The following is a 16,196-nucleotide window of genomic DNA, read 5'->3' as shown; positions in this document are numbered from 1 at the left end:
ACAACCGGAAGACCGGGTGTCGGGCCTGTCGAGATCAGGTCAATAGAGAGTGCTTAGACGCGACGACGCTTCGGCGGACGGCAGCCGTTGTGCGCCTGGGGCGTGACGTCGTTGATCGAGCCCACCTCGAGGCCGGCGGCCTGAAGCGAACGGATGGCGGTCTCGCGACCGGATCCGGGGCCCTTGACGAAGACGTCGACCTTCTTCATGCCGTGCTCCTGCGCCTGGCGGGCAGCCGACTCGGCAGCCAGCTGTGCGGCGAACGGGGTCGACTTGCGCGACCCCTTGAAGCCAACTCCACCTGAGGACGCCCAGCTGATGACCGCACCGGTGGTGTCGGTGATCGAGACGATGGTGTTGTTGAAGGTGCTCTTGATGTGGGCCTGGCCCACAGCGATGTTCTTCTTTTCTTTCTTGCGCGGCTTCCGAGCGGCCGACTTTGGTGCTGCCATGATTTCTCCTGAATCCTGTAGGCGAGACGGGCGAGGCCGAGGCCTAGCGCGCCTTCTTCTTGCCGGCTACGGTGCGCTTCGGGCCCTTGCGGGTGCGAGCGTTGGTCTTGGTGCGCTGGCCGCGAACGGGCAGGCCCTTGCGGTGGCGAATGCCCTCGTAGCTGCCGATCTCGACCTTGCGGCGGATGTCGGCGGCAACCTCACGGCGGAGGTCACCCTCTACCTTGAAGGATCCTTCGATGTAGTCACGGAGAGCGATCAACTGATCGTCGCTCAGATCCTTGACTCGGATGTTTCCATCGATTTCAGTGTCGGCGAGGGTCTTGAGTGCCCTCGTACGGCCAACACCAAAGATGTAAGTCAGTGCAACTTCCACGCGCTTATCGCGAGGAATATCAACGCCGGCTAGACGTGCCATTGTGGCTTCTCCTGTATCTGAGTGGAGGTCTGTAACAGTGCCTGTACATCGGCCTCCAACCGATGGTGTCGCCCCGAGGGGTTCCCGGCACTGCTATTTTCTGTGTTCAATTACGTGTGCCTTCGACAGGCCTGGCTACCGGAATCGGTGACCGGGCTTGTCGACCTGCTAGCCCTGACGCTGCTTGTGACGCGGGTTCTCGCAGATGACCATCACGTTGCCGTTACGGCGGATGACCTTGCACTTGTCGCAGATCTTCTTGACGCTGGGCTTGACCTTCATGATGTGTCCTTGTATTCGCTGTCTTCGTACCCCAGGAACGCCTCGGGCCGTTACTTACAGCACTCGTTACTTGTAGCGGTAAACGATCCGGCCGCGAGTCAGATCGTACGGGCTCAGCTCCACGATCACGCGGTCCTCAGGGAGGATGCGGATGTAGTGCTGACGCATCTTGCCTGAAATGTGGGCAAGAACTTTGTGGCCGTTGGTCAACTCAACGCGAAACATTGCATTGGGAAGAGCTTCGACTACTGCGCCCTCGATTTCGATGACACCGTCTTTTTTGGCCATAACTCACTATCGCTAGGGTATTGATTGCTGGTCGTGCGTGGATTGTGGCGTTTGACACGCCGTAAACGCGCGCATCAGACACCAAGGATTTACTCTATGGTACAGAGTTGCCTTTTGGCAATTCTTCCCTATAATCCCTGAACGGATTCACGGGTTCAGGGTCTTCTCCCGCACCGATCCGTGTGCTCTCATTCTGCGTTCACGTCGTCGAGCAGCCTGACGATGTCCTCCGCGGTGGCTGCGTCAAGGAGTCTCTGCACCTCGCCCTCGTCCGAGAACACGGCTGCCATTCTCGAGAGGATCTCGAGGTGCTCGTTGTTGAGCCCGGCGATTCCGACGGCGAACCGCACCGGGTGGCCGTCCCAGTCGATCGGGTCCGCGTAGCGAACGATCGACAGGGCCGACCGGATGACCGACGCCTTGGCGTCGTTGGTACCGTGCGGGATCGCCAGAAAGTTGCCCATGTACGTCGACACGCTGGCTTCGCGTTCGAACATGGAGTCAATGTAGTCCTCACGCACTGCGCCCGCACGGACGAGCAACGCACCGGCCTCACGGATGGCGTCGTTCCGGGTGGTGGCAGACCCCGCGGTCACCACATTGACCAGTTCCAGAAGGTGCTGGGTCATTGCGTTACTTTGCGGCTTCTGCCCAGCCGCGCGACTTGAACGCGTAGATGGCGGCGTCCAGCGCCTCATCGCCGTTCTGCGAGGCGAAAACGGTGGCCTCCAGCATTGCCACTCCGACCCCGAGCTTGACGGCCTGGCTGCGGATCTTCTCGTAGCGCGGCGCCAGCTGCGGTCCGACCAGCAGAACGTCGATCGGGCCGAGCGAGCCCGGCAGGTCCGATTCGCTCCCCGCGTGCACAGACACCGTGAGGCCGCGTGACTCTGCGGTGTGGCGGACCCGGTGGGCGACGAAGGCACTGGACGCTCCGGCACCACAGACAACGAGGATTCTCATGGGCGTGCTCTTTTCTCTGAGGCTGAGACAGACAATTTGTCCCCACCTCAATCTTCCCGCTTTCACCCCCGTCAAGGAAACCGCCGGCCCCCTCAGCCACCCCATCCGGGCCACACCCCTCGTTCACCAATTCGACGGAGATTCTGTTCTAAAAATCCGCATTCGCCGGGTTTCACCCCGTTCCGGGCAGAATCTCCGTCGAATTCGTTCGGAGACGGAGTTGTTGGCGGAGTGGCGGGCCAAGTGGCGGGCAGGGCTCTGCTACGCGAGGGGAACGGGGGTGATGCCGAGCGGGGCGAGTGCCGCGGCACCGCCGTCTTCCGCAGTCAGAACCCAGATGCCGTCCTTGTGCACGGCCACGGTGTGCTCCCAGTGCGCGGCGGCGCGTCCGTCGCTGGTGGCGACGGTCCAGTCATCCTCGCGCACGTACGTCTCGATCGATCCGAGCACGACCATCGGCTCGATCGCGACGACCAGGCCGGGCTTGACGTCCGGCCCCTTCTGGCGCACCCGGTAGTTGAACACCGGCGGGGCCTCGTGCATGGACCGGCCGATGCCGTGGCCGACGTAGTCGGTGAGGATCCCGTAGTCGCCCTGGGAATCGACGTAGTCCTCGATGGCGTCGCCGACCTCGTTGAGGTGGCGCGCCACGGCCAGCCGGGCGATGCCGTGCCACAGCGACTGCTCGGTGACATCGGACAGCTTCTGGCGTTCGGCCACCTCGGCGGGGCGGGCCGGATCCGGAATCACAAAGCTGAACGCGGCATCGCCGTTCCAGCCGTCGATGATCGCGCCGCTGTCGATCGAGACGATGTCGCCGGCCGCGAGGACGCGGGCGCCGGGGATCCCGTGCACCACGTCGTCGTTGACCGAGGCGCACACCGTGTGGAAGTAGCCCTGCTCGAGCTTGAAGTTCGGCAGTCCGCCGCGCGCGACGATGGCCGCCTCCGCCGCGGCATCCAGTTCGAGCGTGGTCGCGCCGACCCGGATGGCAGCGCGGGCCGCATCCAGAGATGCGGCCGTGGCGAGCCCCGGGGCGATCATCAGCCGCATCTGCGCCGGCGACTTGTAGATGGAACGTCGAAGGCTCATGAGTATCTCTGCAAACTGATTGGGACGTGCGGATGGGTGGTACCGGTCGAAGACAGGCCGGATGGCGCAACCAGACGGTTGCGCCATCTCGGTCAGGTGGTGCTGGCTGCCTCTTCGGTGGCGTTCAGGCCGCGCGCGGCCAAGGCAGCGAGGATGCGCCCGGTCACCTCGTCCACGGCGCCCAGGCCGTCGACGGTGACGACGAGGCCGCGGGAGCCGTACAGGTCGATCAGGGGTGCGGTCTGCTCTTCGTAGACCGACAGGCGGTGACGGATGACGTCGGCCGTGTCATCCGCGCGGCCCTGCTCGGCGGCACGCTTCAGCAGACGCGCGACGACCTCTTCGGTGTCGGCGACGATCAGGACGACGGCGTCGAGGGCGGTCCCGTCGGCTTCCAGCAGACGGTCCAGCTCCTGAACCTGATCAGCGGTGCGCGGGTAGCCGTCGAGGAGGAACCCCGCCACAGCGTCGGCCTGCTTCAACCGGTCGGACACGATCTCGTTGGTGAGGGAATCCGGCACATAGGCGCCGGCATCGATGAACGCCTTGACCTTGACGCCCAACTCGGTGTTGTTCTTCACGTTGAAACGGAAGATGTCGCCGGTCGAGATGGCCGGCACGGCAAAAGCCTCGGACAGCCGCTCGGCCTGGGTACCCTTGCCCGCGCCAGGCGGGCCGATCAGGAGAAGACAAGTCATCGGAGCAGCCCTTCGTAGTGGCGCTGTTGGAGTTGCGAATCGATCTGTTTGACCGTCTCGAGCCCGACGCCGACGATGATCAGGATGCTGGCGCCACCGAACGGGAAGTTCTGGTCGGCACCGATCGCGGAGAAGGCGATCAGAGGCAGCAACGCGATCAACCCCAGGTACAGGGAACCGGGCAGCGTCACCCGGGTGAGAACGAAGTCCAGGTACTCCGCGGTCGGCCGACCGGCGCGAATGCCTGGGATGAATCCGCCGTACTTCTTCATGTTGTCTGCGACCTCTTCAGGGTTGAAGGTGATCGCGACGTAGAAGTAGGTGAATCCCACGATGAGGAGGAAGTACATGGCCATGTAGAGCGGGTGGTCGCCCTTGGTCAGGTTGTTCGTCACCCAGGTGACCCAGGCGGCCGGGGACTGGCCGGCGGCGGGCTGGTTGAACTGGGCGATCAGGGCGGGGAGGTACAGCAGCGAGGACGCGAAGATGACGGGCACGACACCGGCCATGTTCACCTTGATCGGGATGTACGTGTTGTTGCCGCCGTAGGTGCGTCGGCCGACCATCCGTTTGGCGTATTGCACCGGGATGCGACGTTGCGACTGCTCCACGAAGACGACGGCTGCCACCACGAGCAGCCCGATCGCGAGCACGATCAGCAGGACGTCGATGCCCTTCTGCTGGCCGATCGCGCCGAGCGAGTTCGGGAACCGGGCCGCGATCGAGGTGAAGATCAGCAGCGACATGCCGTTGCCGATGCCACGTTCGGTGATCAGTTCGCCCATCCACATGATGATTCCGGTGCCGGCGGTCATGGTGATGACCATGAGCAGGATGGCGTACCAGGAGTCGTTGGTGAGCAGCTGAGAACACTCGGGGCTGGCGGACGTGCCGAACAGGGCGCCGCTGCGGGCCACCGTAATGAGCGTCGTCGACTGGAGGATGCCGAGGGCGATCGTGAGATAACGCGTGTACTGGGTCAGTGTGCTCTGCCCGGACGCGCCCTCTTTGTAGAGGGTCTCGAAGTGTGGGATGACCACGCGCAGCAACTGCACGATGATCGAAGCCGTGATGTACGGCATGATGCCGAGCGCGAACACCGACAACTGCAGCAATGCGCCACCGCTGAAGAGGTTGACGAGCTCATAGAGGCCGCTGGTTCCCTGGTTCGCGGCCAGACACGCTTGCACGTTCTGGAAGTCAACGAATGGTGCAGGTACGAACGAGCCCAGTCGGAACAGGGCAACGATCCCCAGGCTGAATCCGATCTTCTTGCGAAGGTCGGGTGTGCGGAATATCCGCGCGATGGCGCTGAACACAATGCCTCCAGTTAATAACGTGAAAAACGAGCTTGTCGAGACCAGCATCGAAAGATTTCGATTGGTGGCCTCGACAAGCTCGCTCAGCGTCTACGGACTTACTTGATTGAGCCACCCGCAGCGACGATCTTCTGCTCTGCTGAGCCGGAGACCTTATCCACTGCAATGTTCAGCTTAACCGCAATGTCACCATTGCCGAGAACCTTGACCTTCTCGTTGTCACGAACAGCACCCTTGGCGACCAGGTCGGCGATGGTTACATCGCCCCCGTTCGGGTAGAGCTCCGCGAGCTTGTCCAGGTTGACAACCTGGTACTCGACGCGGAACGGGTTCTTGAACCCGCGCAGCTTCGGGGTGCGCATGTGCAGAGGCATCTGCCCACCCTCGAAGCCGATACGCACGTTGTAGCGCGCCTTCGTACCCTTGGTACCACGACCGGCAGTCTTACCCTTGGAGCCTTCACCACGACCGACGCGCATGCGCGACTTCTTGGCACCGGCGGCCGGGCGAAGGTGGTGAACCTTCAGGACCTGCTCGCGCTTTTCGGTCGGAGCAGCCTTCACAACGACCTTGGCGGCGGCAACCTTCTTGGGGGCTGCCTTCTTTGCAGTGGCGGGCTTGGCGGCTGCCGTGGCAGCTTCCTTCTCGTCAGCCATTAGTCAATCTCCTCGACCTTTACGAGGTGAGCAACGGTGTTGACGTAGCCGCGGTTCTGCGAGTTGTCCTCGCGAATCGTGACTGCGCCAATGCGCTTGAGACCCAGGCTGCGAAGCGTGTCGCGCTGGTTCTGCTTCTCACTAATTTTGGACTTGATCTGTGTCACTTTGAGGCGAGCCATCAGGCACCTGCCTTTGCTGCTGCGGCAGCTGCTGCTGCTGCGGCGTCGGCGCGCAGGAAACGGGCCGGGGCCACGTCTTCGTACGCGAGCCCACGACGAGCTGCAACCGCACGCGGCTCTTCGAGCTGGTGCAGAGCCTCGACCGTGGCGTGGACGATGTTGATGGTGTTCGACGAGCCGAGGGACTTGCTCAGCACGTCGTGGATGCCAGCGCACTCGAGTACGGCGCGCACCGGGCCACCGGCGATAACGCCGGTACCGGCAGCGGCCGGACGCAGCAGGACAACGCCGGCTGCGGCTTCACCCTGCACGGGGTGCGGGATCGTGAGGCCGACGCGGGGAACGCGGAAGAAGTTCTTCTTCGCTTCCTCGACACCCTTGGAAATGGCGGTAGGCACCTCACGGGCCTTGCCGTAGCCGACTCCGACCAGGCCGTTGCCGTCACCGACGACGACGAGAGCGGTGAAGCTGAAGCGACGACCACCCTTGACCACCTTGGAAACGCGGTTGATGGTGACAACGCGCTCCAGGAACTGGCTCTTGTCGGCGTCGCGGCTGCCGCGATCCTTGTTCGGGTTGCGCTCACGGCCACCACGACGAGCCTCACGAGGCTCGTTCTGCGGCGGCGTCGTGGACGCAGCGGTCTCGACGGGTGCCTCTGCAGCCACCACGTTCTCCTTTGTTGCTGTGTTAGCGGTTTCAGTGCTCACAGGTTCAACCCACCCTCTCGAGCTCCCTCGGCGATGGCAGCGACGCGTCCCGCGTACTTGCTGCCGCCACGGTCAAATACGACGGCTTCGATACCGGCGGCTTTGGCACGCTCAGCGACGAGCTCGCCGACCTTGCGGGCCTTGGCGGTCTTGTCACCATCGAAGGTGCGCAGACCGGTTTCGAGCGTGGACGCCGAAGCAAGGGTGAAACCCTTGCTGTCATCGACGACCTGCACGAATACGTGGCGAGCAGAACGGGTGACGACGAGACGCGGACGAAGCGCAGTCCCCTCGATCTTCTTGCGAAGACGTGTGTGCCTGCGTCCGCGGGCAGCAGCCTTGCTCTTACCTCTAGTTCCGAGACCCATGGTTACTTACCACTCTTTCCGGCCTTGCGGCGAACAATCTCGCCGGCGTAACGCACACCCTTGCCCTTGTAGGGCTCCGGCTTACGAATCTTACGGATGTTGGCGGCGACCTCGCCGACAGCCTGCTTGTCGATACCGCCGACCGTGAGGCGGTTGACGCTCTCCACGGTCAGGGTGATACCGGCGGGCGGGTCGACCAGGACCGGGTGCGAGAAGCCGAGGGCGAACTCGATGGAGCTGCCCTTCTGGGCTACGCGGTAACCGGTACCGACGATCTCGAGGGACTTGGTGTAACCCACCGTCACCCCGATGATCTGGTTTGCGATGAGCGTCCGGGTCAGTCCGTGCAGCGAACGCGAGTTGCGCTCGTCGTTCGGGCGAGTGACGACAACGTGGCCGTCCTCGATCTTGACCTCGATCGGGTTCGCGACGGTGAGCGCGAGCTCGCCCTTCGGGCCCTTGACGCTGACGCGCTGGCCTTCAGCGGTGACCGTGACATCCGTCGGAATCGGGATGGGGAGTCTTCCAATACGTGACATCGTCGACTACCACACGTAGGCGAGAACTTCTCCGCCTACGCCCTTCTTCTCGGCCTGGCGGTCGGTGAGCAGACCGCTGGAGGTGGACAGGATGGCAACGCCGAGGCCACCGAGAACGGTGGGGATTTCGGTCGACTTCGCGTACACGCGCAGGCCGGGCTTGGAAACCCGCTTGATCCCGACGATGGAACGCTCGCGGTTCGGACCGAACTTCAGGTTGAGCGTGAGGGTCTTGCCGACCTCTGCATCCTTGACGTCCCAGGCAGAGATGTAACCCTGAGCCTTGAGGATGTCTGCGATGTTCGCCTTGAGCTTGCTGTGCGGCATGGACACGGTGTCGTGAAACGCCGAGTTAGCGTTGCGCAGTCTGGTCAGCATGTCTGCGACCGGATCTGTCATTGTCATTTGTGGTGCCTTTCTCGCCTGGTTTCGTTCACCCGTTACACGGATGACGACCTTGGTCGTGGTGGGGCTGGACGGTTGTCCAGCCCCGGATTTTTACTACAAGGAGCCAAAGAGCTACTTTACTTGGTGTTTTCGGCTGTCTTGAACGGGAAGCCCAGCGCCTTGAGCAGCGCGCGGCCTTCTTCGTTGTTCTTGGCCGTCGTCACAACCGTGATATCCATACCGCGGATACGGTCGATCCGGTCCTGGTCGATCTCGTGAAACATGACCTGCTCGGTGAGACCGAAGGTGTAGTTACCGCTGCCGTCGAACTGCTTGTCGCTCAGTCCGCGGAAGTCACGGATGCGAGGAAGAGCAAGGCTCAGGAGGCGGTCGAGGAACTCCCACATGCGGTCGCCACGAAGTGTGACGTGCGTGCCAATGGGCTGTCCTTCACGCAGTTTGAACTGCGCGATCGACTTGCGGGCCTTGGTGACCTGCGGCTTCTGGCCGGTGATCTTGGTGAGGTCGGAAACGGCCCCGTCCATGATCTTGCCGTCGCGAGCTGCTTCGCCGACACCCATGTTGACAACGATCTTGACCAGGTTCGGAACCTGGTGGACGTTGGTGAAGCCGAGGTCCTTGGTGAGCTGGGCGGTGATCTCATCGCGGTACTTCTGCTTGAGGCGCGGCAGGATAACCGGGACGGCTGCTTCGGCGGCTGCAGTTGCAGTGTCAGTCATCAGAGGTCCTTCCCTGACTTCTTGGCGTAACGAACGCGGACCGTCTTGGTGACGCCGTCCTTCGTTACTTCTTCGGTGCGGACGCCGACCTTGGTCGGCTTCTTGGTCTCCGGGTCGACGATGGCCACGTTGGACACGTGAATCGGCGCCTCCATGGTCTCGATGCCGCCGGTCTTGGTGCCGCGCTGGGTCTGGCCGACGCGAACGTGCTTGGTGACGAAGTTGATGCCCTCTACGAGGACACGGTTCTTCTCCACCAGGACAGCGATGACCTTGCCCTGCTTGCCGCGGTCGCCGCCGCGGGCCTGGGTGCGGCCGGTGATGACCTGAACGAGGTCACCCTTTTTGAGTCTGGCCATGATTTAGATAACCTCCGGTGCCAGCGAGATGATCTTCATGAACTTCTTGTCGCGAAGCTCGCGACCGACCGGTCCGAAGATACGGGTGCCGCGGGGGTCACCTTCGTTCTTCAAAATCACTGCGGCGTTCTCATCGAACTTGATGTACGAACCGTCTGGACGACGGGTCTGCTTTTTGACGCGAACGACAACGGCTTTGACGACGTCGCCCTTCTTGACGTTTCCGCCCGGGATGGCGTCCTTGACCGTGGCGACGATCGTGTCGCCCAGTCCGGCGTAGCGACGGCCGGAGCCACCGAGAACGCGAATGGTCAAGAGCTCCTTGGCACCGGTGTTGTCGGCAACCTTGAGTCGTGATTCTTGCTGAAGCACTTTTTAACTCCTTCTATCAAGTAAGCGCGAGGCCTACTTGGCCTTCTCGAGGATCTCGACCAGGCGCCAGCGCTTGGAAGCGCTGAGCGGACGGGTCTCACTGATCAGGACCAGGTCGCCGACGCCGGCGATGTTCGCCTCGTCGTGAGCCTTCAGCTTGGACGTACGGCGGATGACCTTGCCGTACAGGGGGTGCTTCACGCGGTCTTCGACCTCGACAACGATGGTCTTTTCCATCTTGTCGCTGGTCACGTAACCACGCAGCGTCTTGCGGTAGCCGCGAACGAGAGCCTCAGCCTCGACAGCGACGACCTTTGCGTCAGTCTTCGCCATGACTAGGCCTCCTTCGTCTCGTCGGCGTCAACCGCAGCGGTGTCCTCAACGGACGCAGCTGCAGGCTTGGCCTTCTTGGTCTTCTTCTCAGCCTTGGCCGGAGCCTCGACAGGCACGGGAGTCGGGCGAATGCCCAACTCGCGCTCACGGAGAACCGTGTAGATGCGAGCGATGTCGCGCTTGACCGCGCGGAGGCGGCCGTGGCTTTCGAGCTGGCCGGTGGCCGACTGGAAGCGAAGGTTGAAAAGTTCTTCCTTCGCCTTCTTCAGCTCGTCGAACAGTCGCTCATTTTCAAAAGTGTCGAGCTCGACCGGGGCGAGCTCCTTGGATCCGATCGCCATTATGCGTCGCCCTCCTCGCGCTTGATGATGCGTGCCTTCAAGGGCAGTTTGTGAATTGCGCGGGTCAGCGCTTCCTTGGCAACGATGTCGGTGACACCGCTGAGTTCGAACAGGACACGACCCGGCTTGACGTTGGCGACCCACCACTCGACGGAACCTTTACCGGAACCCATGCGAGTTTCGGCCGGCTTCTTGGTGAGGGGGCGGTCCGGATAGATGTTGATCCAGACCTTGCCGCCACGCTTCATGTGACGGGTGATCGCGATCCGAGCGGACTCGATCTGACGGTTGGTCACATAGGCGGGGGTGAGCGCCTGGATGCCATACTCGCCGAACGACAGCTCGGTGCCACCGGTTGCATGGCCGGTACGGCCCGGGTGGTGCTGCTTACGGTGCTTGACTCTGCGTGGAATCAACATGGTTATGCCTCAACTCCTGCTGCAACCGGTGCCGCTGCCTCTGCGCGGGGCGCACGACGCGGTCGGTCGTCACGTCGCTCGGGGCGGGACGACTTAGCGTTGGCCTGCTCGCGGGCGAGTTCCTTGTTGGTGATGTCGCCCTTGTAGATCCAGACCTTCACGCCGATGCGGCCGAAGGTGGTCTTGGCTTCGTAGAAGCCGTAGTCGATGTTCGCGCGCAGGGTGTGCAGTGGCACACGGCCTTCGCGGTAGAACTCCGAACGGCTCATTTCAGCGCCACCGAGACGACCGGACACCTGGATGCGAACACCCTTGGCGCCGGCGCGCTGGGCACCCTGCAGGCCCTTACGCATCGCGCGGCGGAATGCCACACGAGCGGAGAGCTGCTCGGCAATGCCCTGAGCGACGAGCTGAGCGTCGACCTCGGGGTTTTTGACCTCGAGGATGTTCAGCTGGATCTGCTTGGCGGTGAGCTTCTCGAGGTCGGAGCGGATGCGCTCGGCCTCCGCGCCACGACGGCCAATCACAATGCCCGGACGGGCGGTGTGAATGTCCACGCGGACACGGTCGCGAGTGCGCTCGATCTCGATGCGGGACACGCCGGCGCGGTCGAGGCTGGTGCTCAACAGGCGGCGGATCTTGACGTCTTCAGCGACGAAGTCGCTGTAACGCTGGCCCGGCTTCGTGCTGTCAGAGAACCAACGCGACACGTGGTCGGTCGTGATTCCCAGACGGAAGCCATAGGGGTTTACTTTCTGACCCATTACTTCGTACCCTCCTCAGGAGTGGCGAGCACAACCGTGATGTGGCTCGTGCGCTTCTTGATCTGGAATGCGCGACCCTGTGCGCGGGCCTGGAAACGCTTGAGGGTGGTGCCCTCATCAACGAATGCCTGGCTGACGAACAGATCCTGCTCGTCCAGGAAGGTGTTGGCTGCATCGGCCTTTACCCGGGCGTTCGCGATTGCCGAAGCAACCAGCTTGTACACCGGATCGCTCGCACCCTGCGGCGCGAACTTCAGAATTCCCAGGGCCTCGAAGGCCTGCTTGCCGCGGATCAGGTTGACAACGCGACGAGCCTTCTGGGGGGTAACGCGGATGTGACGCACGCGTGCGATCGACTCCACCATTTCTTATCCTCCTTCACGTCCCCGCGTTAGCGGCGACGGCCCTTCTTGTCGTCCTTCACGTGACCACGGAAGGTGCGGGTGGGCGCGAACTCGCCGAGCTTGTGCCCGACCATGCTCTCGGTGACGAACACCGGGATGTGCTTGCGTCCGTCGTGAACCGCGATGGTGTGCCCGAGCATGTCGGGGATGATCATCGAACGGCGCGACCAGGTCTTGATTACGTTCTTGCTGCTGGCTTCGTTCGCCTTGACAACCTTGCGAAGCAGGTGGTCGTCAACGAACGGGCCTTTCTTGAGACTGCGTGGCATCGTCTACTCCTACTTACGCTTCTTGCCGACGGTACGGCGACGAACGATGAGCTTGTCGCTTTCCTTGTTCGGGTGGCGGGTGCGCCCTTCTTTCTGGCCCCAGGGGCTGACGGGGTGACGTCCACCGGACGTCTTACCCTCACCACCACCGTGCGGGTGGTCGACCGGGTTCATGGCAACACCACGAACGGTCGGGCGAACGCCTTTCCAGCGCATACGGCCGGCCTTGCCCCAGTTGATGTTCGACTGTTCGGCGTTGCCGACCTCGCCGATCGTGGCGCGGCAGCGAGCGTCGACGTTGCGGATTTCTCCGGACGGCAGGCGCAGCTGGGCGTAGATGCCATCCTTCGCAACGAGACGAACGGATGATCCGGCGGAGCGGGCCATCTTGGCGCCACCGCCCGGACGCAGTTCGACCGCGTGGATGATGGTACCGGTGGGGATGTTCTTCAGCGGCAGGTTGTTGCCGGGCTTGATGTCAGCACCGGCGCCCGACTCTACGATGTCGCCCTGGTTCAGCTTGTTCGGGGCGATGATGTAGCGCTTGGAACCGTCCATGAAGTGCAGGAGCGCGATGCGCGCCGTACGGTTCGGGTCGTACTCGATGTGAGCGACCTTGGCGTTGACGCCATCCTTGTCGTTACGACGGAAGTCGATCAGACGGTACTGACGCTTGTGGCCACCACCGATGTGACGGGTGGTGATGCGACCCTGGTTGTTACGGCCACCGGTCTTGGAAAGGGGGCGAAGCAGGGACTTCTCCGGGGTCGAACGGGTGATCTCTGCGAAGTCCGCAACAGATGAACCGCGACGACCAGGAGTCGTGGGCTTGAACTTACGAATAGCCATTTCTTATTCCTCTAGTCCGCGCCGCTTAGCCGACGGCCGTGAAGATGTCAATGGAACCGGACTTGAGCGTGACGATGGCACGCTTGGTGTCCTTGCGCTTACCCTGACCGAACTTCGTGCGACGCGTCTTGCCGATCCGGTTCATGGTGTTGATCGAAGCGACCTCTACCTTGAAGATCTTTTCGATCGCGAGCTTGATTTCGGTCTTGTTCGAGCGCGGGTCCACGATGAAGGTGTACTTGCCTTCGTCGATCAGGCCATAGCTCTTCTCAGAGACGACCGGAGCGATGATGACGTCGCGGGGATCCTTGTTGATCGGGGTAGCCATTATGCGGACACCTCTTCCTTCTTGGTCTTGCTCGCCACGAACGCGTCGAACGCGCCCTTGGTGAAGACAATGTCGTCGCTGACGAGCACGTCATAGGCATTCAGCTGGTCCCACGGCAGAACGTGCACCGTCGGCAGGTTGCGGATGCTGCGCAGCGTCATTTCATCGGTGCGTTCCAGGACGACCAGCACGTGCTTGCTGCTGGCGATCTGGGTGAGCAGTGCGATGGCGCCCTTGGTGCTGGGCGTCTCGGCGCTGAAGAGCGCCGTCACGACGTGGAGGCGGTCGCCACGGGCGCGGTCCGAAAGTGAGCCGCGCAGTGCTGCCGCGATCATCTTCTTGGGGGTGCGCTGTTCGTAGTTACGCGGGGTCGGTCCGTGGACGATGCCACCACCGGTCATCTGAGGGGCGCGGATCGAGCCCTGACGAGCGCGACCGGTTCCCTTCTGCTTGAACGGCTTGCGGCCGGAACCGGAGACCTCACCACGACGCTTGGTCTTGTGAGTGCCCTGGCGTGCGGCAGCGAGCTGCGCAACGACGACCTGGTGGATCAGCGGAATGTTGGTCTGAACGTCGAAGATCTCGGCGGGCAGGTCAACGGTGCCGGCCTTCTTGCCGGTTCCGTCGATGATGTCGAGTGCGGTAGCCATCAGGACTACGCTCCCTTCACTGCGTTGCGGACGAATACGAGGCGGCCACGAGCACCGGGAACGGCGCCCTTGACCAGCAGGAGGCCCTTCTCGGCGTCAACCGAGTGCACCTTGAGGTTCAGCACAGTGACGCGCTCGCCACCCATACGACCGGCCATGCGCATGCCCTTGAAGACACGGCTCGGGGTCGAGGAAGCACCGATGGAACCGGGCTTGCGGTGGTTGCGGTGTGAACCGTGAGAGGAAGAGACACCCTTGAAGTTGTGACGCTTCATGACACCGGCGAAACCCTTACCCTTACTGGTGCCCATGACGTCGACCTTGGTGCCGGCAGCGAACACACCGTCAACGGTGAGTTCCTGGCCCAGGGTGTAGTCAGCGGCATCCGCGGTGCGGAGCTCGGTGAGGTGGCGGCGAGGCGTGACGCCGGCCTTTTCGAAGTGTCCGGCGGATGGCTTGTTGACCTTGCGCGGGTCGATGGCCCCAGCAGCGATCTGGACGCCGGCGTAGCCGTCGATGTCCTTGCTGCGGATCTGGGTGACAACGTTGGGCGAGATCTCGATGACGGTGACGGGAACGAGCTTGTTGTTCTCGTCCCAGACCTGGGTCATACCGAGCTTCTTGCCGAGGAGACCCTTGGTGGTCTTGGTATCGGAGTAAGACATCGCGGGCCCTAGAGCTTGATCTCGATGTTGACGTCCGCCGGGAGGTCGAGACGCATAAGCGAGTCAACGGCCTTCGGGGTCGGGTCAATGATGTCGATCAGACGCTTGTGGGTGCGCATTTCAAAGTGCTCCCGGCTGTCCTTGTACTTGTGAGGGGAACGGATGACACACACCACGTTCTTCTCGGTCGGAAGCGGCACGGGGCCGACGACAGTCGCACCCGCGCGGGTCACTGTGTCGACGATCTTGCGCGCCGAGATGTCGATGACCTCGTGGTCATACGACTTAAGTCGAATGCGGATTTTCTGTCCCGCCATGTCGAACTCGCTTTCTTGTCAAGGCTTCGTACATCCCGAGGGCTGCATTGGACGCCGTAGTAGCACTGCTGCTATCGCACCACTGTTCATCTGTCAATTTCGATGCCCACCGCCAGGCGGCGAGTACCGAGCCAACTCGCTTCTCCACACTCGCGCATGAGGGAAGGCATGGATTTGCCCAGCATTCCCGGCTGTTGGTTTCTTCTATGTCCTGCTACCCGCGGCCTAACTGTGCACCTGGCGCTTTTTACGGCGAACGGCACAAGCTATGCACTGCCTGGCAGTGATCCCGATACCGCGAGCAGCGCGGCAGTCGAAAGTGTTGAACTAGAAGAGTCTGCCACAGGGTCGGGTCATTGTGCAACCCGGGCGTGTCGCGGGCGGCGTGTCGCCACTTCCGCGTCGTTCCGGGGCTCCCCCGCACCTCTCAGGCCGTCCAAAGTGCCCGTTCCGGTCGAGAGTGACCGCTGCGGCGGTCACTCTCGACCGGAACGGGCACACTCACCGCACCAGCGGGAGTCCCGCCTTGCTCAGGATGCGCTGCAACCGCCATGGTTCGCGGATGTCCGGAATCCCCCAGCGCGCGAAGACGTTGCCCTCAGCCCTGAGATGGTCCTCACGGATTTTCTCCGCGTAAACGGCCTCACCCGGGGACATCGAACCGAGGTACTCCTCCTTCAGGTATTTTCCGCGTCCGTCGAGCTCACCGATCGTTCGATACTCCGGCCATTCGGTATCCGTGAAGTAGTGACCACCGTTTGGGTTGACGTGCTGACGCTGAAGGACGGGGTCAGGGAATCCCAGCTCGAAGATGACAACCCTGCTCTCGGACTCGCCCGCATTGTCCGCGAGGCCGTTCCCGAACTTGATCGCTTTCAGCGACTGCCGCCCGCCCCGCGGGGACACCACCCGCTCGTGCGCCTCTAGATGAGTGAGTCCTAATCGATTGTCGGTAGCGGTACACGTCTAGTCAGATCGGACTGGCCCGGCGTGGACGCTGTTAATCGAAGGCGGAGGGTGTTAAACCCTGTT

The 16,196-nt window shown here is 62.4% G+C and carries 30 protein-coding genes; all 30 read right to left on the bottom strand.

The window, feature by feature from the left end; all coding sequences use genetic code 11:
• Positions 1 to 53 precede the first annotated feature (53 nt).
• Positions 54 to 452: a 30S ribosomal protein S11 gene (gene rpsK, locus E3T24_RS05225; RefSeq protein ID WP_018191944.1), complete on the bottom strand. Its 399-nt coding sequence runs from the start codon at positions 450 to 452 to the stop codon at positions 54 to 56.
• A gap of 43 nt (positions 453 to 495) precedes the next feature.
• The gene (rpsM, locus tag E3T24_RS05220; RefSeq protein WP_134365629.1) at positions 496 to 870 is read right to left on the bottom strand and encodes a 30S ribosomal protein S13; all 375 of its coding nucleotides are present in this window, start codon (positions 868 to 870) and stop codon (positions 496 to 498) included.
• Between the two features lie 168 nt (positions 871 to 1,038).
• Positions 1,039 to 1,152 (bottom strand): 50S ribosomal protein L36, encoded by a 114-nt coding sequence (gene rpmJ / locus E3T24_RS05215; protein ID WP_035834639.1) that lies wholly within the window; start codon positions 1,150 to 1,152, stop codon positions 1,039 to 1,041.
• A 66-nt stretch (positions 1,153 to 1,218) separates the two neighbouring features.
• A complete protein-coding gene (gene infA / locus E3T24_RS05210; RefSeq protein ID WP_022883252.1) occupies positions 1,219 to 1,440 on the bottom strand; it encodes a translation initiation factor IF-1 in 222 nt (73 codons plus the stop codon).
• Between the two features lie 188 nt (positions 1,441 to 1,628).
• The gene (locus E3T24_RS05205; RefSeq protein WP_134403194.1) at positions 1,629 to 2,069 is read right to left on the bottom strand and encodes a PTS sugar transporter subunit IIA; all 441 of its coding nucleotides are present in this window, start codon (positions 2,067 to 2,069) and stop codon (positions 1,629 to 1,631) included.
• 4 nt (positions 2,070 to 2,073) lie between these two features.
• Positions 2,074 to 2,403 carry a hypothetical protein gene (locus tag E3T24_RS05200; RefSeq protein WP_134365627.1) on the bottom strand — a complete coding sequence of 110 codons (330 nt, stop codon included), beginning with the start codon at positions 2,401 to 2,403 and terminating at the stop codon, positions 2,074 to 2,076.
• Between the two features lie 261 nt (positions 2,404 to 2,664).
• Positions 2,665 to 3,495 (bottom strand): type I methionyl aminopeptidase, encoded by an 831-nt coding sequence (map, locus tag E3T24_RS05195; RefSeq protein WP_134365626.1) that lies wholly within the window; start codon positions 3,493 to 3,495, stop codon positions 2,665 to 2,667.
• A 92-nt stretch (positions 3,496 to 3,587) separates the two neighbouring features.
• A complete protein-coding gene (locus E3T24_RS05190) occupies positions 3,588 to 4,193 on the bottom strand; it encodes an adenylate kinase (protein WP_134434362.1) in 606 nt (201 codons plus the stop codon).
• Positions 4,190 to 5,512, bottom strand: coding sequence for a preprotein translocase subunit SecY (gene secY / locus E3T24_RS05185; protein WP_134365640.1), 1,323 nt, complete (start codon positions 5,510 to 5,512; stop codon positions 4,190 to 4,192). The genes E3T24_RS05190 and secY overlap by 4 nt, the downstream gene beginning before the upstream one ends.
• A gap of 98 nt (positions 5,513 to 5,610) precedes the next feature.
• On the bottom strand, positions 5,611 to 6,168 hold the full coding sequence (rplO, locus tag E3T24_RS05180; protein ID WP_134434361.1) for a 50S ribosomal protein L15: 558 nt from the start codon (positions 6,166 to 6,168) through the stop codon (positions 5,611 to 5,613).
• Complete coding sequence (gene rpmD / locus E3T24_RS05175) at positions 6,168 to 6,350, bottom strand: 50S ribosomal protein L30 (protein WP_174235710.1); 183 nt, start codon at positions 6,348 to 6,350, stop codon at positions 6,168 to 6,170. The genes rplO and rpmD overlap by 1 nt, the downstream gene beginning before the upstream one ends.
• Positions 6,350 to 7,018: a 30S ribosomal protein S5 gene (rpsE, locus tag E3T24_RS05170; protein WP_277612488.1), complete on the bottom strand. Its 669-nt coding sequence runs from the start codon at positions 7,016 to 7,018 to the stop codon at positions 6,350 to 6,352. The genes rpmD and rpsE overlap by 1 nt, the downstream gene beginning before the upstream one ends.
• A 38-nt stretch (positions 7,019 to 7,056) precedes the next feature.
• On the bottom strand, positions 7,057 to 7,428 hold the full coding sequence (gene rplR / locus E3T24_RS05165) for a 50S ribosomal protein L18 (protein ID WP_134365622.1): 372 nt from the start codon (positions 7,426 to 7,428) through the stop codon (positions 7,057 to 7,059).
• A 2-nt stretch (positions 7,429 to 7,430) separates the two neighbouring features.
• Positions 7,431 to 7,967, bottom strand: coding sequence for a 50S ribosomal protein L6 (gene rplF / locus E3T24_RS05160; protein ID WP_134365621.1), 537 nt, complete (start codon positions 7,965 to 7,967; stop codon positions 7,431 to 7,433).
• 6 nt (positions 7,968 to 7,973) lie between these two features.
• Entirely contained in the window at positions 7,974 to 8,372 is a 399-nt protein-coding gene (gene rpsH / locus E3T24_RS05155; protein ID WP_134363327.1) for a 30S ribosomal protein S8, read from the bottom strand.
• Between the two features lie 119 nt (positions 8,373 to 8,491).
• Positions 8,492 to 9,094: a 50S ribosomal protein L5 gene (rplE, locus tag E3T24_RS05150; RefSeq protein ID WP_134365620.1), complete on the bottom strand. Its 603-nt coding sequence runs from the start codon at positions 9,092 to 9,094 to the stop codon at positions 8,492 to 8,494.
• Positions 9,094 to 9,453: a 50S ribosomal protein L24 gene (gene rplX / locus E3T24_RS05145; protein ID WP_134365619.1), complete on the bottom strand. Its 360-nt coding sequence runs from the start codon at positions 9,451 to 9,453 to the stop codon at positions 9,094 to 9,096. Before rplX ends, rplE begins: the two co-directional genes overlap by 1 nt.
• A 3-nt stretch (positions 9,454 to 9,456) precedes the next feature.
• Positions 9,457 to 9,825 (bottom strand): 50S ribosomal protein L14, encoded by a 369-nt coding sequence (gene rplN, locus E3T24_RS05140; RefSeq protein WP_134365618.1) that lies wholly within the window; start codon positions 9,823 to 9,825, stop codon positions 9,457 to 9,459.
• A 33-nt stretch (positions 9,826 to 9,858) separates the two neighbouring features.
• Entirely contained in the window at positions 9,859 to 10,158 is a 300-nt protein-coding gene (gene rpsQ, locus E3T24_RS05135; RefSeq protein WP_134365617.1) for a 30S ribosomal protein S17, read from the bottom strand.
• A gap of 2 nt (positions 10,159 to 10,160) precedes the next feature.
• The gene (gene rpmC / locus E3T24_RS18165) at positions 10,161 to 10,499 is read right to left on the bottom strand and encodes a 50S ribosomal protein L29 (RefSeq protein WP_134365616.1); all 339 of its coding nucleotides are present in this window, start codon (positions 10,497 to 10,499) and stop codon (positions 10,161 to 10,163) included.
• Positions 10,499 to 10,918 (bottom strand): 50S ribosomal protein L16, encoded by a 420-nt coding sequence (gene rplP / locus E3T24_RS05125; protein ID WP_104100963.1) that lies wholly within the window; start codon positions 10,916 to 10,918, stop codon positions 10,499 to 10,501. The genes rpmC and rplP overlap by 1 nt, the downstream gene beginning before the upstream one ends.
• A 2-nt stretch (positions 10,919 to 10,920) precedes the next feature.
• Positions 10,921 to 11,682 carry a 30S ribosomal protein S3 gene (rpsC, locus tag E3T24_RS05120; RefSeq protein ID WP_134363322.1) on the bottom strand — a complete coding sequence of 254 codons (762 nt, stop codon included), beginning with the start codon at positions 11,680 to 11,682 and terminating at the stop codon, positions 10,921 to 10,923.
• A complete protein-coding gene (gene rplV, locus E3T24_RS05115) occupies positions 11,682 to 12,047 on the bottom strand; it encodes a 50S ribosomal protein L22 (RefSeq protein ID WP_104100965.1) in 366 nt (121 codons plus the stop codon). The genes rpsC and rplV overlap by 1 nt, the downstream gene beginning before the upstream one ends.
• 26 nt (positions 12,048 to 12,073) lie before the next feature.
• Entirely contained in the window at positions 12,074 to 12,355 is a 282-nt protein-coding gene (gene rpsS / locus E3T24_RS05110) for a 30S ribosomal protein S19 (RefSeq protein ID WP_066597628.1), read from the bottom strand.
• Between the two features lie 9 nt (positions 12,356 to 12,364).
• A complete protein-coding gene (gene rplB, locus E3T24_RS05105; protein WP_104100967.1) occupies positions 12,365 to 13,204 on the bottom strand; it encodes a 50S ribosomal protein L2 in 840 nt (279 codons plus the stop codon).
• Between the two features lie 25 nt (positions 13,205 to 13,229).
• Positions 13,230 to 13,532, bottom strand: coding sequence for a 50S ribosomal protein L23 (gene rplW, locus E3T24_RS05100; protein WP_104100968.1), 303 nt, complete (start codon positions 13,530 to 13,532; stop codon positions 13,230 to 13,232).
• Complete coding sequence (rplD, locus tag E3T24_RS05095) at positions 13,532 to 14,182, bottom strand: 50S ribosomal protein L4 (RefSeq protein ID WP_134365615.1); 651 nt, start codon at positions 14,180 to 14,182, stop codon at positions 13,532 to 13,534. Before rplD ends, rplW begins: the two co-directional genes overlap by 1 nt.
• 5 nt (positions 14,183 to 14,187) lie before the next feature.
• Positions 14,188 to 14,847: a 50S ribosomal protein L3 gene (gene rplC, locus E3T24_RS05090; RefSeq protein WP_134365614.1), complete on the bottom strand. Its 660-nt coding sequence runs from the start codon at positions 14,845 to 14,847 to the stop codon at positions 14,188 to 14,190.
• 8 nt (positions 14,848 to 14,855) lie between these two features.
• The gene (gene rpsJ, locus E3T24_RS05085; RefSeq protein ID WP_035834607.1) at positions 14,856 to 15,164 is read right to left on the bottom strand and encodes a 30S ribosomal protein S10; all 309 of its coding nucleotides are present in this window, start codon (positions 15,162 to 15,164) and stop codon (positions 14,856 to 14,858) included.
• Between the two features lie 501 nt (positions 15,165 to 15,665).
• Positions 15,666 to 16,073, bottom strand: a complete 408-nt coding sequence (locus tag E3T24_RS05080; RefSeq protein WP_134404257.1) for a hypothetical protein — start codon at positions 16,071 to 16,073, stop codon at positions 15,666 to 15,668.
• Positions 16,074 to 16,196: the final 123 nt, after the last annotated feature.

This window comes from Cryobacterium sp. TmT2-59 (genome assembly GCF_004403545.1).
GTDB classification, from domain to species: Bacteria; Actinomycetota; Actinomycetes; order Actinomycetales; family Microbacteriaceae; genus Cryobacterium; species Cryobacterium shii.
Note: the sequence above shows the minus strand (reverse complement) of the source record. Positions and strands in the feature narration are given on the sequence as shown.

What these genes read in the sequence shown, in the direction of transcription:
- rpmJ (WP_035834639.1), bottom strand. Translation starts at nt 1,152, where the DNA reads ATGAAGGTCAAGCCCAGCGTCAAGAAGATCTGCGACAAGTGCAAGGTC.
- rpsK (WP_018191944.1), bottom strand. Translation starts at nt 452, where the DNA reads ATGGCAGCACCAAAGTCGGCCGCTCGGAAGCCGCGCAAGAAAGAAAAG.
- infA (WP_022883252.1), bottom strand. Translation starts at nt 1,440, where the DNA reads ATGGCCAAAAAAGACGGTGTCATCGAAATCGAGGGCGCAGTAGTCGAA.
- map (WP_134365626.1), bottom strand. Translation starts at nt 3,495, where the DNA reads ATGAGCCTTCGACGTTCCATCTACAAGTCGCCGGCGCAGATGCGGCTG.
- rplC (WP_134365614.1), bottom strand. Translation starts at nt 14,847, where the DNA reads ATGTCTTACTCCGATACCAAGACCACCAAGGGTCTCCTCGGCAAGAAG.
- rplV (WP_104100965.1), bottom strand. Translation starts at nt 12,047, where the DNA reads ATGGTGGAGTCGATCGCACGCGTGCGTCACATCCGCGTTACCCCCCAG.
- rpsQ (WP_134365617.1), bottom strand. Translation starts at nt 10,158, where the DNA reads ATGGCGAAGACTGACGCAAAGGTCGTCGCTGTCGAGGCTGAGGCTCTC.
- rplF (WP_134365621.1), bottom strand. Translation starts at nt 7,967, where the DNA reads ATGTCACGTATTGGAAGACTCCCCATCCCGATTCCGACGGATGTCACG.
- rplW (WP_104100968.1), bottom strand. Translation starts at nt 13,532, where the DNA reads ATGGCTACCCCGATCAACAAGGATCCCCGCGACGTCATCATCGCTCCG.
- rpsJ (WP_035834607.1), bottom strand. Translation starts at nt 15,164, where the DNA reads ATGGCGGGACAGAAAATCCGCATTCGACTTAAGTCGTATGACCACGAG.
- rplB (WP_104100967.1), bottom strand. Translation starts at nt 13,204, where the DNA reads ATGGCTATTCGTAAGTTCAAGCCCACGACTCCTGGTCGTCGCGGTTCA.
- E3T24_RS05205 (WP_134403194.1), bottom strand. Translation starts at nt 2,069, where the DNA reads ATGACCCAGCACCTTCTGGAACTGGTCAATGTGGTGACCGCGGGGTCT.
- rplP (WP_104100963.1), bottom strand. Translation starts at nt 10,918, where the DNA reads ATGTTGATTCCACGCAGAGTCAAGCACCGTAAGCAGCACCACCCGGGC.
- rplO (WP_134434361.1), bottom strand. Translation starts at nt 6,168, where the DNA reads ATGGCTGACGAGAAGGAAGCTGCCACGGCAGCCGCCAAGCCCGCCACT.
- E3T24_RS05190 (WP_134434362.1), bottom strand. Translation starts at nt 4,193, where the DNA reads ATGACTTGTCTTCTCCTGATCGGCCCGCCTGGCGCGGGCAAGGGTACC.
- E3T24_RS05200 (WP_134365627.1), bottom strand. Translation starts at nt 2,403, where the DNA reads ATGAGAATCCTCGTTGTCTGTGGTGCCGGAGCGTCCAGTGCCTTCGTC.
- rplX (WP_134365619.1), bottom strand. Translation starts at nt 9,453, where the DNA reads ATGGCCAGACTCAAAAAGGGTGACCTCGTTCAGGTCATCACCGGCCGC.
- rpsS (WP_066597628.1), bottom strand. Translation starts at nt 12,355, where the DNA reads ATGCCACGCAGTCTCAAGAAAGGCCCGTTCGTTGACGACCACCTGCTT.
- rpmC (WP_134365616.1), bottom strand. Translation starts at nt 10,499, where the DNA reads ATGGCGATCGGATCCAAGGAGCTCGCCCCGGTCGAGCTCGACACTTTT.
- rplE (WP_134365620.1), bottom strand. Translation starts at nt 9,094, where the DNA reads ATGACTGACACTGCAACTGCAGCCGCCGAAGCAGCCGTCCCGGTTATC.
- rpsH (WP_134363327.1), bottom strand. Translation starts at nt 8,372, where the DNA reads ATGACAATGACAGATCCGGTCGCAGACATGCTGACCAGACTGCGCAAC.
- rplD (WP_134365615.1), bottom strand. Translation starts at nt 14,182, where the DNA reads ATGGCTACCGCACTCGACATCATCGACGGAACCGGCAAGAAGGCCGGC.
- rplR (WP_134365622.1), bottom strand. Translation starts at nt 7,428, where the DNA reads ATGGGTCTCGGAACTAGAGGTAAGAGCAAGGCTGCTGCCCGCGGACGC.
- rpsM (WP_134365629.1), bottom strand. Translation starts at nt 870, where the DNA reads ATGGCACGTCTAGCCGGCGTTGATATTCCTCGCGATAAGCGCGTGGAA.
- rpsC (WP_134363322.1), bottom strand. Translation starts at nt 11,682, where the DNA reads ATGGGTCAGAAAGTAAACCCCTATGGCTTCCGTCTGGGAATCACGACC.
- rpmD (WP_174235710.1), bottom strand. Translation starts at nt 6,350, where the DNA reads ATGGCTCGCCTCAAAGTGACACAGATCAAGTCCAAAATTAGTGAGAAG.